The following is a 15,382-nucleotide window of genomic DNA, read 5'->3' as shown; positions in this document are numbered from 1 at the left end:
CGGGTACTTTTACTGCACCCGAAGGTACTGTGGTGGAACGTGTTCGACAAGCCACACGCCGTTGGTGGAGCGATAAAAAATGTGCCCATCGGCCCGCATTTTCGCGGTATCAACCACGAGTATAACGGGTTTCCCGTGTCGTTGACCGACTTTGGTGGCGGTGACGGGGTCGGCTGACAGGTGAACGTGGTGCCGGGCCATTTTGCGAAGGCCGTCGCGAAGAACGACGGGCACAGTGGTGTGTGCGGTTCCGTGAAATAGTTCCGCCGGGGGTTCGGCCTCTTCGAGTTGCAAATCAACGTCCGTCGAGTGGCCCTGGTTGGCGCGAATCTTTGTTCCCCTCTCGTCGAACGCGAATCGCTGTTTCTCGCACTTTGCGACAACGACGCTCAGTTCTTCACGCGACGTGCGTGTACCCGCCTTTTCCAGTCCGGAGAGTAGGTCGGTAACGAGCACCCAGCCACCCGATTCGAGTGTGATACCGATCGATTCTGGTTCGTGACGCAGCACTTTTGACAGAAACTTGCTGAGCCGAACGCGCTTCTTTTCGTCCACAGTTACACCCGTCCTTCGTATAGGACGAGCGGTTTTGCGTTGCCGGGTTCGTAAAGAGCGAGGCCACCTGCGGAACCATTCACCTTGACGAGACAACCGGGAGCGCCCCCAGCCGCTCGCGCGAGAATTGCTTCGAGACTCTGGACGATCGCGACGCAGTTCCGGTCGGCTGTGATGTCGTTGTAGGTGAGTGTTCGCATTTGCGCGAGGCGCTTATTCCGCTGTTCGCTCGGCCCATCGAACTCGACGAACGCCGCTTCCTGGAAAAACCGCTCGATGACTTCGATCCCGTAGCCGCGTTGAGACCGTTCTCCCCACGGTTCGAGAAACGTTCCGTTGTAGTGATAGTTCGGGGTGTTCTTGAGTTCGCCCGGCGTGCGATTTTCCACGGTCAATTCGACGCCGCGTTTACGCTGGTGGGCCGACCAAACCGCGTTGTCGAAACGAAACTGAACCTCTTGCTCGACGTATCCCGGAAAGTTATCGGGCGTGACCCAGCTCGTGTGAATGTCGAACGCGGCGTCTCGCGTATCCGGATACCGGTAAACAACTTGAAGCTGAACCGAATCCCAAGTCGGGCCGTCAGCCGGTCCAACTAACCCGCGCTGACCGGTTGCAGATACGCGGTCCAGCGACCAATTCGGGCCGAAAGTGAAGTCGATCAATTTGAGGTAATGGACCGCGACGTAAGTGGCCGGATTACGGCCCGTGATCCACTCGGCGAACTGTCCGCCGCTAATCGACTTGGGTTCGAGCAACGAGCAATACCCGTTGTTGACGTGCTTCAGCACACCGTCTTGGTAAAAGGTGCGGAGCTTCTTGTGGTCGGGGTCGGCAAGTTTGTGGTAAACGACCTTGGCCAGCACTTCATTCTCGGTCGCAAGTCGTGTCAGTTCATCCAGTTCTGAAAGAGAGAGAACCGAAGGTTTCTCAATCAGGACGTGCTTGCGGGCGCGAATCGCGTCTCGGGCGGCCTCGAAGTGTCGATCATCGGGCGTTGCTACGCAGACCGCGTCCACGCCGGAAGCGAGCAGCTGTGAAACTGCATTTGGACCGGAGAAGTTTTGAAACGACGCTCGCTCAGTTTTAGATGCGAGGTAGCGCGCCGCACGCGAACCGGTTCGCGTTGCAACGGCACAAAGCTCCGCGTTAAAAGGCGAACCGCTGAAAGAAAGAAGCGACGCAGGGCAGCGTTCAAAAACAGGGCGATAAGTCTCGTCGAAGATCATGCCAAAGCCGACCATCCCGCAACGGAGGCTCGGCACGCCGGCTTTTAGAGTTCGCATGCGGTCGTTCTAGGAGCTTTGACCACATCGAAGATCGCAGCCAAAACGAAAGCCGGAAAAACATGACATTAGACACATAATATCAATTATCAGACGCCACATAATCAAGCCCCAAGATGGTTGGCAATAAATTAAGTCCGATAATTTATCTTATGTAATGTTCATGGCCCTGCACACTAGCTTGGGTAAAGCCAATGCGCGAAATGACTAAGCTAAGAAGCCCATCTGTCGGAACTTGCTGTAGCGACCAGCGAGAAGTGCTTCATCAGTCTGAGAAACTAGGCCGCGTAACTCACGAGACAGGTGTGTCTTGAGATTTGTCCCCATTCCCCGCGGGTCGCGGTGGGCGCCGCCGAGCGGCTCGGAGACAATCGTGTCGATGATTCCAAATCGTTTAAGATCGGCGGCAGTTAGTTTCAGTGCGTCTGCCGCTCGTGGCTTCGACTCGTCCGTCGCGACTTTCCACAGGATGCCGGCACATCCTTCGGGACTGATGACGGAATAATATGCGTGCTGAAGCATCCCGATTGAGTCGCCGACTCCGATGCCTAGTGCGCCGCCGGAGCCGCCTTCGCCGATCACGACACAGACAATCGGTGTTGCTAGCTTCGTCATTTCCAAAATACTGGTCGCGATGAGCTGGGACTGCCCGCGCTCTTCAGCACCAATGCCCGGGAAAGCTCCAGGAGTGTCGATCAGACACACAATAGGAATCCGGTATTTGGCCGCCAAACGCATTTTTGCGAGCGCCTTACGGTAACCCTCCGGGTGCGCGCAGCCGTAGTAACACTGTTGCCGTTCTGCGAGTGTCTTACCTTTCTGGTGACCGACCAGCATGATTTTCTGGCCGTCTAAGCGAGCGAAACCAGCGCGAATCGCTCGGTCGTCACCGATGGCCCGGTCGCCGTGGAGTTCAACGAACTCCTCGAACACCATATCCACGTAATCGAGGAACTGTGGTCGGTCGCGGTGACGCGACACCAGAATCGTCTCCCAGGCCGTCAGATTCGAGTACTTCTGCTTCTTCAGCGCAACGAGATCTCGGCGAACTTTCTTGATCGTTTCGCCAGTCCCCTCAGCGTCTGGGTTTGTTTCCAGACGCGCAAGTTCGATTTCGAGTTCGTGGATGTCTTGTTCAAACGGCAACGGTTCTGAAACCATTAGTCACCTTGAGTCCGATAATCACTCTGGGAAACGAATCCTTACATTTCCTCGACGTCTTTTTCCACAACCGACTTGTAGATCTGCTTGACCTTGCGCATTTCCATCAGAACTTCGTGGAAGTTCGTTGGGCGGTCGGTTTTCTTCTTCGCGAGCATTTTAAGAACAAAAGCGGAGAACTCGTCGGTCAGGTCCGAGTTGTAAGCCGATGGCGGCGAGGGTTTCTCTGTAAAGTGGCGGCCGAGCAAATCGTTCATTGAGGTTCCGCGGAACGGCGGGCGCCCGGTGGTCAATTCGTAAAGGGTGCAGCCGTAACTGTAGATGTCCGACCGACCGTCCGGCATTTCGTCCTGGATCTGCTCGGGACTCATGAAACTCGGCGTGCCTTGCGGCTTACTCTTGCGGTAAAACCACTTGGCAAAGCCTTTTGGCATCGGCTTCGAGATGGCGAAGTCGATCATCTTCGTGTCGCCGAGCGAGTTCACCAAGATGTTGTCCGGCTTCACGTCGCGGTGAACGTAGCCACTCGCGTTCATGTACGCCAAACCGGTTGCTGCTCCCTTAAAGATCTTCCGCGCGTGCTCTTTGATGAACGCGAAATCCTTTGCTTGAACACGCAGTCGGAGGCTACCGGACGGGAAGAACTCCATGATGAAGTGCGGCGTGTCCTTGGCCTTGTTCACTTTTACGATGCGGATCACGTTTTGGTGGGTCAGCTTGACACCGATTTCCGCTTCGTTGAACAGTGCGCGACGCTGCTCCTGGTTATCTGCAGCCTCGGGCAGCAAAATCTTCATCGCGAAGTGCCGGTTGCTCTGCAACTCCACGACCTCGAACACTTGCGACGTTTGACCGGTTTGGAGCAGGGAGCGCAAGCGGTAGCCGGCGATCGTGGTGTTGATATCCGCCATCCGTACTCCTTACCAGTATTCTTCAAAGTGAACGTTGCCCTTCAGCTTCACCGCTGCAATATCGGCTTTGAAGCCGCGTGCCTCCAGCACCTCAATCACACCAACGGGCTGCGGGTACGAGAGAGTTCCGGTTTCCCGGTCTCGGTGCGGTACGCCGATCATCTTCGGGTTACCACACAAGAACACGTGCATTTTCGCCGGGTCCAGCGCTTCACCGATTCGCTCTTCGAGTTCCCCGCTCGTGATCAGATCCTGGATGTAAACCTTTCGCGTAACCCCAGGTTCCCGCGTCGTTAACGCGAGGTAGGTATAATTCGGGAACTGCGACATCAGCTTCTTGTGCGTGTCGTGGTAGCCGAGATCGCGCCCGTAGCGCACACAGCACGCATTAACGACTTTTCCCGTGTGTCCGCGCGAGAGTAGCTCCCACGTCATGTAGTTGTGTGGCGCCTCGCCGGTGCCAGTTCCGAGGAAAATTACCGTGTCACCGGGCTTCACCGGATCGAGCGTGTAATGGCCCGTAATCCGCTCACCGATCTGAATCCGGTCACCCTCGCTCAGCCCAAACAGTCGCGGCGTTAACGCCGGCACGCGACCATCCGCGTTCTCGCGCACAAGGACAATGTAAAACTCCAGCCAGTCGTTGTCCTCCAGGCGCATGAGGTGTCCAGATTCGTCGAGGATCGAAGAGCTGATCGAATAAGCGCGGCGAACGACTTTCGTTTCTTCTCCGGCCGTGAGCGTTTCGACCTGGCACCCTTCCGTGCGCCGTTCCCAATAACCCAAACCGAGCGTGCAGTATTGTCCCGGGTGATGCGCAGGGCGTGGAAAATCAGGTTTAACTCGAAGGACCATCAGGTCCGAGTTTAGGAGCTTCAGCGAGACGACGGTCGCGTTGTACCGTCGTTGTCGGAGTTCGGTGATTTCCTCGGCCGTCATTTGGGCACTTGCCTGGAGAGGTAAGCAGAGAAACCAAATACAACACCCCCGCGACCGGTTCGCGAGGGTGTATGTACGGACTATGAAGATTATACGGCGCGCAACCCTTTAGAGGTGCCGTGAACGTTAGGAGATCTTCGCTGCGGTTTCCTTGATGAACGCGACGCACTTCTTCATGTCGGGCGAAGGGTTATCGGCATTCGCTTCGTACTCGATTGCCAAGTGCCCTGTGAATTTCACTGCTTTGAGCGCTTTCAGGACCGCAGAGACGTCAAGAACGCCGGCCGGATCGCCGAACGGCACGTCCGTGTCTTTCTTGTTGTCGTGGTCCTTGAGGTGCAGAGCGAAGTTGCGATCGCCCATGACCTTAACCTGTTCGGCCGGATCCAGCTTTTCTCCCAGCGTGGCCATCCGGATGAGGTGCCCGGTATCGAGACAGGTACCGATGAGTTTGTGGTGATCCTTGACCGCTTTCAGAATCTGCTCGGCCGACCACCACCGGTGGCGCTTCCCTCCCCCGACAGGTCCGTGCGGGTGAATCGCAATCGCGATCTTGTACTCTTCGCACAACTTGTCGAGGCTATCGAAACTGTCCATCGACGGGTCCGCGCTCAAATAATGCGCACCGATCGATTTGCCAAAGTCGAATAGCTTCTTGTTCGCGTCGTGGTCCTTGCTGAAGCCGACGACACCGAAGCCCTTCGGCATCACGTCGTATTCCTTGCACAGCGCGAGAATCGCTTTGAGCTTCTCGGGCGGGCTGTCGATCGGGATGTGCTTGGCGTAAAACTCACCCGACTTCAGTCCAAGTTCTTTCGTCCGCTTCAGCATCTGTTCCAGATCGAAGTTGCGAAACGTATACGTTTGCACGCCGACCGCGAACCCGGCGAAGTCATCGGTTGCCGATGCGGTGCGTGTTGCTAGCAGGCCTGTTGCAGTCGCTGCGGTTGCCGCGAGGAACGATCGGCGGTCCATCTTTTGTGACATTGGAGAAGCTCCGGTGTGGAATTCAGGCGGCTGGATTGTGCCATCACCGAAGGTGGAACGCCACGAGAAAAGTGTGTTGAAGTGCCCTTCCCTGCTGGTCGTGGCGGCTTGGTTTACTGGTTATCAGAATGTGGCTTAAATCATTACATAACATTTACTATCGGACGTTGATGGTCCCCGATTAAATGGGTCACCCGAACAGTCGGTGCAACCCATTTAATCGGTTTAAAGCGGTTATTTCTTAACGAACAACGCTTCGATGTCGGCGTCTTCCATCTTGTCTTTGCCGTCGTTCGGGTCGACCACCAAGGCAGTGCCGCTCGGTGTCATCCAGACGACGTGGTTGCCGAGTCGGTACACGTCCTTGATTTGCGGGTGCTTCTCCAGAATGCGGAAGTACGCATCGCTCTGGGCCTTCACCGTCACGGATTTCGTGTCGGCCTTGTACCCGTCGTCGATCCACACCCCGCCGATCTCAAGGCAGTTGCGGCCGTATACCTGTCGGTTCGCGGTCAGACTGACGCGATCCTGGTTACGCAGACCGTTCGCCGCACACGAGAGGTCCACGCCGAGTTGCCCCGTCTGGTACCCGCTCTTCCCTCCCTTGAGGGCACGGTCGGCATCGTCCCACGTCTTTTTCTGGGCCTGATACCGCATCAGTTCTTCGGTCATCTTCGCTCGGGCGGTCGGATCTTTCTCCGCCTTGACCTTGTCGACGGCCTCCTTAACTTGCTGCTCGGTCATAATGCCGCGGTTCCCCGCGAGTCCGCTCTTCCCGTCGCCCTTATCGCCAGCGGCCTGGTTCTTGGCGAAGTCTTCGACTCGTTGCGGTGCCCCGCCCGGTCCCGCCGGAATGCCCGATGCACCACCGAATCCGCCCGCGATTGGCGCTGCGGGGAGCGTCCCAGGACGCGGAAGTGGACCGCCGGGGCGCACTGTCGGCGGAACAACCGGCATCGGGCCATCCGGCACCACGAGGTGACTCGTGTAAGGGGTTGCGATCCCGTAGCGCTTCGCCAGCGCCACGACTTCGTCAATGAGTTCCTTCTTTTCGCCGTTCACGCGGATCTGATCGAGGATGTACCCGACCTTGCGCCGCGCCCACAGCGGCTCGACGAAGTCCTTCCCCGTGTCGCTCTCGGTTTTGGGCGGGAAGTTCAATTCGTACACGAACTCCTGCTTCTCCTTCCCCACCGTGCCGGTCAATTTAATCGCAGAGTGCCCGTTACCGGTGTAACGGCCGATCACGACCAGTTGCGTTCCCTGGAACAGGTCCGGGAGTTTTGGCGGGTAGATCTCGTGAAGCTGAATGCCGCCGGTCGTTGCGAGTTTCACGTCGGTCAGAACCGGGTTGCTGATCTTCCCGTACAGGCTCGCGACTTTGGCTTCGATGTCCTCGGCTTCACGAACGTAAGTCGTGACGGCGCGGGTCGCGTCCGCGAGTTGATCGAGCATCGCGGCGTTCACGTCATCGCCCACACCGAACGTGAAGATGCGGGTGTTTCCGCTGTTCTTCCCCATCACGTTCTTCACGATCTTGTCTGGGTTCGTTTCGTCCACGGTGGGCTGGCCGTCGGTGAAGAACACCATCGTGAACGGCCGCGACGGGTCGTCCGAGCGCATCCCCAGTGCGTCATCGAGTGCCGGCCAGATGGCGGTCCCACCGCTCGTTTTCAGCCCGTCGACCCACTTGTTCGCGGCTTCGAGATAGTCCTTGTTCGCTTCCACGAGTTTGTCGCGGAACGGTACGACGCTTGTGGAGAACTTCAGGATCGCGAACCGGTCTTCCGGCTTCAGTTGCGTCAGGCAGAACTTGAGCGCCTTCTTCGCCTGCTGCATCTTGATGTCCGACATGCTGCTCGACGTATCGAGCACGAGCACGAGGTCGCGCGGCACGCGCTTCTTCTCGGCTTCGACTTGTGGCGACACCAGGAACATGAAGTACCCGTCTTCCCCGGTAATCGGCTTGTAGAGCAGCGGCGTGAGCCCAATGTCCTTGTCGCCGAAGCCGTAGAAGAGCTGGAAATCCTTGTCGAGAATCGCCTGGTTGCGCTCGAACGCGACGTTCACTTCCCGGTCGCCTTTGCGCGTGGTCGTGATCGCGTGCGTCGGGCTGTACACGTTCTGGACCGCGTGCCGGGACTTGATCGTAAGGTTCACCGAGAACGCTTCGAGCGTGCGGTTGGCCTTGCCGTCGGTCTTGAGCGGGTAGATGTACTCGACGACGTTCCCGTCCTTCTGCGCCACGAACTTGTAGCTGATTTTGATCTTCTGATCGCCCCTCGGCGGCACCGGGAAGACGCTCAACCGGAGCAGGCTGTTCCCCAGGTATTCGAGCAGCCCGGGGTCTTGGGTGCGCCGAACGATGTCGGTGTAGACCTTGTGCGCGTGTTTGGCGTCGAGGAGTTCGCCGCCCATCTCCTTGCCGTCCACCCACATGGTGAACTTGTCCACGGTCGCCCCTTTGGGCACCGGGAACAGGTACGTGGCTTCGAGGTTGCGGTCGGTGTGGTTGCGGAACGACTGCTCGACGGTGGTGATCGCCACCTGTTCGTCGATGGCAACCGTGACCTTGTGGTTGACCATCGCCAGCGGCGGGAGCTTCTTGTCTTCGGGGATCAGTATCCCCGACGCGGACGCGGAACTCGCGCCGGCGAGAACCGTAGCGAGTACGGCGAGTGTGGATCGCAGGAACCGCATGGCGCACCTCCAACAAATGAACAGCGCGGCCCGAGTCGACGCGCCTGTCATTATGACGAGGGTTGCGGGTAATGCGCTTGAAACGCGACGGGGCTGTTACGAAGGGGTTACGGGCGGTACCGAGTTTGGCTCTGTACCACTGAGTTTTGCACACCAACCGCACATACCGTCGTTATCCGCCGCTAGCGCTCGTTCGGACCCCGGTATCTCGCCACCACAACGAGTACACGGCCTTTGCTTTCCCACTGTCTCTTCTTGCTCTTCAAACTCATCCTCATCTAAGTGATCATTCCAGCCCATTGCTTGTTTCCTCTTAGTAAATGAGGCTGCGCACCTCCCTATTTTACCCAAATCACCGCCCATGTGGTCCGGAAAATAGGCATCAGGAACCACTCCTGAAACGCAGTGGAAGGTCCGCCGAACTCCGTGTCCGGACACCCAAGGGTCGTAAGAATAACTTGTTATCCACGAATAGCTCTACGGTGCATCCAACCCTCTTGGGGAATGCGATGTTTCTCGTTGCCATCGAGTCAAACCTGTGGCCTGCAATCTGCTCAGCGTTCGCAGCGACCTGTTCGTTGATCGTTTCGCTGGTGGTCCTGAGAATCCAGTCGCAAAATCGCGAAGACGCGGTTCGCCCCAGGTTAGTTCTCGATGGGTGGAGCTACACCACACACGAAGCGGAAGCTACTGGTGTGCTTTCTATCGCATCAATCCGGAATGTTGGAAGTGGGCCAGCTCTTGATATACGTAGCGACTCTATACTGTCGTATGGCACCGCCCGAGAAGGAAAAACGACTCTTTTTGAAACCGGCTCTACCTATCTGCCCATTCTCGAAGCCGACTCCGATTCCGATACAGTAGTAAATTGGCACACTCACTTCAGATGGTCAGAGACTACAAGACCCAACAATAAGCTTCCTATCCCAATCTTTAAAGAAGCGAAATTCGATATTCGTGTGACTTGCCACGACTCACACGGGCGTTTGCACATCTTTAGTACAAGCGTTTTAGTAGTTACTGCGTGTATAGTACATCCTTGTGCAAAACGAGTTGGAGATGGTGTCTACCTGACAGGTCACCAATATTATATCGTTCCGACATGGCGGCTCAAAACAAGAAAATTTGGCAGAATAATAATCAATTTTGCCCATTGGATTATTGGTCGAAAACGAACTAAATCGGAACAACCAAGTTGGTTTATCGTCAGACCTGAATGCCAGGGATCGAAGAATCCAAATTGCGATCGGCGAAATGCAGGGTTTACGTGTGAGAATCAGGGTTCCACGTAGGCGCAACTAGGTAGGTATTACTAATACCTACCTGACAACACCAACCCCGCCTGCCGCTCACCGTCCGTCTTTGGCCGGAGGGGATGCACCGTTTTCTCGGTTGGACAGCCTCCGCTCAAGCGCCCTGACCCTCTCCCGAAGTTCATCCACTTCCTTCTGCAACCTCCTGACTTGGTCATCCTTCGATTCAACGGGTTTCTGTGCGCGGGGTGTCGTCGGATCGGGCCGAGCCTCGATTTGTTGCTGGCTACTACTCGATGTTGCTCCGGTGCGGGCCGTTGGTACCGCCCGATCGCCGGACCGAATCTCGGTTTGTGGGGCCAACTGCCGGAGGATGACCCGCTCGAGATCAACGTCCCGACCCGTGGGTTTGCCTCCACCCGCCTCGTGAAGTATCCGGACCTCGACCAAGTACCCACCACCCTCTTCCGCCGCACGGATCGCGACAACGGCCGTCCGATTGCCAAACGGCTGCCGCGTCTCGATCCGGCCCTCGTAGGCGTTGGCGGAAGTGATCTGCCCGAAATGCTCAACCAGCACGTACAAGGTTCTTTCAAACAGCGCTCTGTAGCGGGCTGCGGACGGCTCGAGGCCGCGGTCGACGTGGACACAATTTTCGGGCGGATTAGCCGCCGGGCGTTCGACCGGTTTCACAAGGGCTGTGGCTCCGGTGGCTTCGGTACGAGCCGGTTGCGCGGCGACCGTGGGGCGCGTCAGCAGCACCGCACCCGAAGCCACCGCGCCGAGCCCCACGAGCACCGCGATTGCTGCACTCCGAATTTTCTTGAGGAACATCGTTCGGATTACTCCTTCCGTGAGAGTTGCGACCCCAACCGGGGTCGGTGCCGCTCGATTCGCGTCCTCGATCGTGGTCCGAATGACTGGGGCCGGAACGAGCGCCGACACGACCCGTTCGGAGATCAATGCTGCCAGCGCGGGGGCGCCGACCCCGCGCCGGGCCAGTCGCTTGCCCAGCAGCGCGCGTGCTCGCGCCAGCCAGCCCGCGACCGTTCCTTCCGGAACCCCGAGCCGGCGCGCTGCGGCCGTCCGGGTCATCTGTTCAAGATCGCACAGGACGATCACGGAGCGGTATCTGTCGGGCAGTAGGCTCAGCTCCTCGTCGAGTATCGGGAGCACGTCGCGCCAGGCGCCGCTTTCGACTATGGCCGGATCAGCAACGCCCTCGACCGAGCGCTCGCGCCGGCGGGCCGCAACTGCGGCTTTTTGTGCCGCTCGGACCGCCACGCCGTGCAACCAGTTCCCGACGCGCTCGGCCGGCCGGACCGACGCAGACTTGCGAACTAGCACTAGAAACGTGGCCTGGAAAGCGTCCTCGGCGTCTTGACGGTTCGGGAGCATCCGGCGGCACACGCCCCAGACCATTGGACCGTGGCGGCGGACCAACTCGGCGAACGCGGCACCGTCCCGGCGGTCGGAGTACGCATCCAGGAGTTGCCCGTCCGTTTGCATCGCCTCAGCGGTTACGCGCCGGATCACGTGTAAATTTTGGTTCATTGGCCTCCTGCCTTGGTGCCTCACCCAACTATCCCCCCGTCACGGCCGAATTGATACGCGATTTCTCGTTCCGTTTAGGTGCGGGTAGTGGATCGGAGTTGCACCAGAAATGAGCGAAGCCCCAATTGGGGCTTCTTTGGTGCATCTGATTGAGCCTGAACTGGCAGTTGAACTCATCCCACCGAGCGGATGACGATGATTGCCGGGACCGCATTCGGCTTGCGGTTGCCACGCTTCGAGAGGTAGTGCTTCAGTTCTGTGGACTGTGTCGGGTTCGTGCGGCCGATGGTCGCGTGCGTGGTCTGCCACGTGAGAAGGACCGCGTGCTTTTCGCCCGGCTTCACGTTTGCAGATGGAGTCGTGACCGACTTCACCACGCTGTCGATCGTCCCAGCGCTCACGTGCTTGGGGTCGGACTTGTCGTGCATCTTGTCCCCCCCCTGCCCCGCGCGCTTGAACAGCCCCATGTCCGCACCCAGAATCGCCTTCAGTTCGAGTTCGTCAGAGCGCACGACCGGCCCGGCGTGGAGGGAGTCACACACCTTCGGGGAGAACTTCGCGTCCTCGCTCGAAAGCTTCGCGAACAACGCGGTCAGTTCTGCGGCGGTCAGGCTCTCGGTGTAAATCACGACCGCGTGGGCCTGCTTCTTCTTCAGCTTTTCGAGCGTCGCGGAGTCGGCGGATACCGTTAAGCCGCTCGCTTTCGCGGCGTTTTGGAATACCTCGGCTCCGCGAGCCGTGTCGCGCACGAACAGATCGAACTTGAACACCGGATCGGGATCGCGTCGCAGTTCGTTGAGCAATTCCTGCGTGACGTCCTCGCGGCCGAGGTCCGTTGCCGAACGCAGGAACGGCACTCGCACTTCCACGCGCTCAAACGGCGGGAGCTTCGGAACGAGAGGGAAGCCAATCAGATCGGGCGTCGTTGAACGCGGCTCCGGTGCAATCGCGACCTCGGTCGGTGCGGGTGCGTGCGGAGCGGGAGCGGATGGAACCGACGGATCGTTTTGTACGATCGTGCCCGGATTCGGGCGATCGGGTCGCGGGTCGATTGGCGACGGAATGGTTGAAGGGGTACCGGTGTGCGGCGGAAGCTCGGCTCCCGGGCCGTTATCCTTCGCGACCGAGGGCGAACCACCCTGGTTACTGAAGTACATGAACGAAGCCACCGCCATACACAGGAACACACTCGCAGCAAGCGCGAGCGGCACCCACGCGAGCACGCCTCCTGATCGAGAACGAACGGGCACGGGTTGAATGATCGACTTCGGCTTCACGCGCGGCGCCGGTGCGAGCGCGGCCACGCAGGTCATGACCTTGGCTTTGAGGTCCGCGGGGGGGGCGACACGCGGCAACGCACGCACGCGGTCGCGGTTGGCCTGGAGCTTCGCGTAAAGGGTGCGTGCTTCGGCGGAAGTCGACAGGAGATGGTTCAGCCCCCGAGTTTCTGTCGGGGACAGTTCTCCGTCGACCGCGGCGGTAATCAGTTCGAGTTGAGCAGGAGTCATGTTCGTTCGCTTCAATCGCTTCGGCGAGTCGAGCGCGACTGAGTAGGGGGTTCTTTCTCTTCGCTCCCTGCGTTTCTGTCGGTATCGCTCGGGCGCGGGGTGTTCACATCCTCCACGCGAAACTCCCCTCGGTCGTCGTTTGCCGCACGCTCAAGCGCGGCCCGTTCGTTCGGGGGAACGAGCAAGTCCCTCAGCTCCAGTCGCGCCCGGTGCAGGCGGCTGCGGATCGTTCCGATCGGCACGCCCAGCACCTCGGCGATCTCCTCGTACTTCATGCCTTCGAGGTCTTTGAGTACGAGCACATCGCGGTGTTCGGGGGAGAGCCGGGCGATCGCGTCGCTTAGCTGCCGTTCGTCTTCGGTTCGTTCGATCGCGGCGGACGGTTTTACGTACTCCGACGGGTCATTCGGGTCGAGTCCGGTTTCCCGCGTGTGGCTCTCCAGGCTTACAGACGGCTTCTTCTTCCGTTTCAAACTGATTGCGGTGTTAAACGCAATTCTGTACAACCACGTGAAAAATTCGGCGTCGCCTTTGAAGGTGTGAAGCGCCTGGTAGGCGCTCAGGAACGTGTCCTGAACGACATCGGCGGCGTCCTCGGGGCTGAGTACCAGGCGCAAGGCGGAGTTATAAAGTCTTGCCTGGTATTGGGATACCAACTCGCCGAAGGCGTCCCACTGGCCAGCCAAACAGTCCGCAATGAGCCGGCGATCGTCGTCACTCACGACCTTCTACCGGTTCGACGTTCCGCCCAGAGCCGAAGTTCCCGGAAGCGGCCGAAAACTGGTCCAGTGCGTTACAGAAACTATATCACGCCAACAGATAAATGAGACCAGAATGAGAATCCAATCGGATTTGCGGCATGTACGAACGTTCCGAACTGTACCGCCAACCGAGTTACCTGCTTTGCCGACTTCGCCTATCCACTCCCGTTCACTAGCCATATAGTAACCATCTGTACCCCTCTCGCTCGCCCCAAAAAGCCCAGATCGCGTTCGACACTCAGGAGGAGTCTCCGGGCATGATGGACACCAAGAGCATCGTCGTCCGCGGGGCACGCGAACACAACCTGCGCGGGGTGAACCTCGAACTCCCGCGCAACAAGCTCATCGTCTTCACCGGCGTGAGCGGGAGCGGGAAGTCGTCGCTCGCGTTCGACACGATCTACGCCGAGGGCCAGCGCCGGTACGTCGAGTCGCTCTCCAGTTACGCCCGCCAGTTCCTCGGGCAGCTCCCGAAGCCGGACGTGGACTACATCGGCGGGCTGTCCCCGTCGGTCAGCATCCAACAGAAGACCGCCGGGCGCAACCCGCGCAGCACGGTCGGCACGATCACCGAAGTGAGCGACTTCCTCCGGGTACTTTATGCCCGACTGGGACAAGGTCACTGCCCGAAATGCGAACGGCCGATTACGGCCCAGACGCGCGAGCAGATCATCGGGCGCATTCTCGCGCTCCCGGACGGCACGCGGTTCCAACTCCTTGCTCCCGTTGTGCGCGGACAAAAGGGGGAGTTCAAGGACTTCTTCGCGGACATGGTGAAGCGCGGGTACGTCCGCGCCCGCGTCGACGGTCAACTCGTGAAATTGACCGATGACCTGAAGCTCGACAAGCGCATCAAGCACACGATCGAAATCGTCGTTGATCGGCTCCAGAAGCGCGCGGCGCGGACCGCCGAAGACGGGAGCTTCCGCGTTCGCGTCGCAGAAGCCGTTGAGCAGGCGCTGAATCTCGCCGAAGGCAACCTCATCATCTCCGTTGAACAGGAGAAAGCGGAACTGGAGCCGAAGGAGGCCGATTCCGAAATCCCGCGCTCCGAACTCCGCGCTCCGAACGCCGCGGACATTCTCCTGTCGGCCCACTACGCCTGTACGCACTGCAACATCAGCTACGAACCGCCGACCCCGCAGTTGTTCAGCTTCAACAGCCCGCACGGGATGTGCCCGGCATGTGACGGTTTGGGCACGCTCTACACCTTCGACCCCGATCTCCTGATCCCCGACCCGGCGCTCAGTTTCCACGAAGGCGCGATTCCGATCGTGGGGCCGCTCAAAGGAATGGGCCGGTGGCGGAAGCACATCTTCGAGGGAGTAGCGAAGTCGCTTGGGATCGACCTGAAAACGCCGTGGAGCAAACTCTCGGTTGCGCACCAAGACCTCATCCTTCAGGGGGGTGGAGATGCGCACATCGTCTGGGAATGGAAGCAACGCGGAGGGAAAGTCTGGAAGCACGGCGGGAAGTGGGAGGGGATCGTCCCGCAACTGATCGCGCAGTTCAAAAAGACCGCGGCCGGTCCGCGGCGCATGCAGCTCGAAAAGTACATGCGCCGGGTCCACTGCCCCGCGTGCGATGGACAGCGGCTCAATCCCCAAGCACGGGCTGTTCGCGTCGGCGGGCGCACGCTCGTGGAGGTCGGGCACACGCCCATCGGCGACCTGATGCCGTGGTTCAACGACTACGAGCAGACCATCACGCCCACCTCGAAGATCGTCGCGGGCGAACTGCTGAAGGAAATCCGCGCGCGGCTCGGGT

Annotated in this window: 10 protein-coding genes and 1 pseudogene; 1 reads left to right on the top strand and 10 read right to left on the bottom strand. The window is 59.0% G+C overall.

Translation table 11 applies throughout. From position 1 onward, the window contains the following. Positions 1-9: 9 nt before the first annotated feature. The 10 genes from VT84_RS18505 to VT84_RS18460 all read right to left on the bottom strand — a co-directional run bounded on the left by VT84_RS18505 (position 10) and on the right by VT84_RS18460 (position 13,576). The gene (locus VT84_RS18505) at positions 10-555 is read right to left on the bottom strand and encodes an RNA 2'-phosphotransferase (protein ID WP_082840547.1); all 546 of its coding nucleotides are present in this window, start codon (positions 553-555) and stop codon (positions 10-12) included. Positions 556-557: 2 nt separating this feature from the next. Next, positions 558-1,799: a Gfo/Idh/MocA family protein gene (locus VT84_RS18500; protein ID WP_082840546.1), complete on the bottom strand. Its 1,242-nt coding sequence runs from the start codon at positions 1,797-1,799 to the stop codon at positions 558-560. A 249-nt stretch (positions 1,800-2,048) separates the two neighbouring features. Continuing rightward, positions 2,049-3,002 carry an acetyl-CoA carboxylase carboxyltransferase subunit alpha gene (locus VT84_RS18495; RefSeq protein ID WP_082840545.1) on the bottom strand — a complete coding sequence of 318 codons (954 nt, stop codon included), beginning with the start codon at positions 3,000-3,002 and terminating at the stop codon, positions 2,049-2,051. 41 nt (positions 3,003-3,043) lie between these two features. Continuing rightward, positions 3,044-3,913 (bottom strand): serine/threonine-protein kinase, encoded by an 870-nt coding sequence (locus VT84_RS18490; protein ID WP_052554343.1) that lies wholly within the window; start codon positions 3,911-3,913, stop codon positions 3,044-3,046. Between the two features lie 9 nt (positions 3,914-3,922). Further along, a complete protein-coding gene (locus VT84_RS18485; protein ID WP_082840544.1) occupies positions 3,923-4,852 on the bottom strand; it encodes a ferredoxin--NADP reductase in 930 nt (309 codons plus the stop codon). 126 nt (positions 4,853-4,978) lie between these two features. Further along, positions 4,979-5,839, bottom strand: coding sequence for a sugar phosphate isomerase/epimerase family protein (locus VT84_RS18480; RefSeq protein WP_239465895.1), 861 nt, complete (start codon positions 5,837-5,839; stop codon positions 4,979-4,981). 234 nt (positions 5,840-6,073) lie between these two features. Further along, complete coding sequence (locus VT84_RS18475) at positions 6,074-8,539, bottom strand: VIT and vWA domain-containing protein (protein ID WP_082840543.1); 2,466 nt, start codon at positions 8,537-8,539, stop codon at positions 6,074-6,076. 1,349 nt (positions 8,540-9,888) lie between these two features. Then, entirely contained in the window at positions 9,889-11,346 is a 1,458-nt protein-coding gene (locus VT84_RS18470) for an RNA polymerase sigma factor (RefSeq protein ID WP_082840542.1), read from the bottom strand. A gap of 173 nt (positions 11,347-11,519) precedes the next feature. Continuing rightward, entirely contained in the window at positions 11,520-12,854 is a 1,335-nt protein-coding gene (locus tag VT84_RS18465; RefSeq protein ID WP_082840541.1) for an anti-sigma factor family protein, read from the bottom strand. Between the two features lie 11 nt (positions 12,855-12,865). Further along, positions 12,866-13,576: an RNA polymerase sigma factor gene (locus tag VT84_RS18460; protein WP_239465894.1), complete on the bottom strand. Its 711-nt coding sequence runs from the start codon at positions 13,574-13,576 to the stop codon at positions 12,866-12,868. A gap of 296 nt (positions 13,577-13,872) precedes the next feature. Between VT84_RS18460 and VT84_RS40940 the strand changes: the two are divergent. Continuing rightward, positions 13,873-15,108: pseudogene (locus VT84_RS40940) on the top strand (excinuclease ABC subunit A); the annotation flags it as partial. Between the last annotated feature and the right edge of the window lie 274 nt (positions 15,109-15,382).

Origin of the sequence: Gemmata sp. SH-PL17, from assembly GCF_001610855.1 — a bacterium.
Classification (GTDB): Bacteria; Planctomycetota; Planctomycetia; order Gemmatales; family Gemmataceae; genus Gemmata; species Gemmata massiliana.
Note: the sequence above shows the minus strand (reverse complement) of the source record. Positions and strands in the feature narration are given on the sequence as shown.

Excerpts from the sequence above, each read along its gene's own strand:
- VT84_RS18500 (WP_082840546.1), bottom strand. The coding sequence starts at position 1,799 with ATGGTCGGCTTTGGCATGATCTTCGACGAGACTTATCGCCCTGTTTTT.
- VT84_RS18495 (WP_082840545.1), bottom strand. The coding sequence starts at position 3,002 with ATGGTTTCAGAACCGTTGCCGTTTGAACAAGACATCCACGAACTCGAA.
- VT84_RS18490 (WP_052554343.1), bottom strand. The coding sequence starts at position 3,913 with ATGGCGGATATCAACACCACGATCGCCGGCTACCGCTTGCGCTCCCTG.
- VT84_RS18485 (WP_082840544.1), bottom strand. The coding sequence starts at position 4,852 with ATGACGGCCGAGGAAATCACCGAACTCCGACAACGACGGTACAACGCG.
- VT84_RS18480 (WP_239465895.1), bottom strand. The coding sequence starts at position 5,839 with ATGTCACAAAAGATGGACCGCCGATCGTTCCTCGCGGCAACCGCAGCG.
- VT84_RS18475 (WP_082840543.1), bottom strand. The coding sequence starts at position 8,539 with ATGCGGTTCCTGCGATCCACACTCGCCGTACTCGCTACGGTTCTCGCC.
- VT84_RS18470 (WP_082840542.1), bottom strand. The coding sequence starts at position 11,346 with ATGAACCAAAATTTACACGTGATCCGGCGCGTAACCGCTGAGGCGATG.
- VT84_RS18465 (WP_082840541.1), bottom strand. The coding sequence starts at position 12,854 with ATGACTCCTGCTCAACTCGAACTGATTACCGCCGCGGTCGACGGAGAA.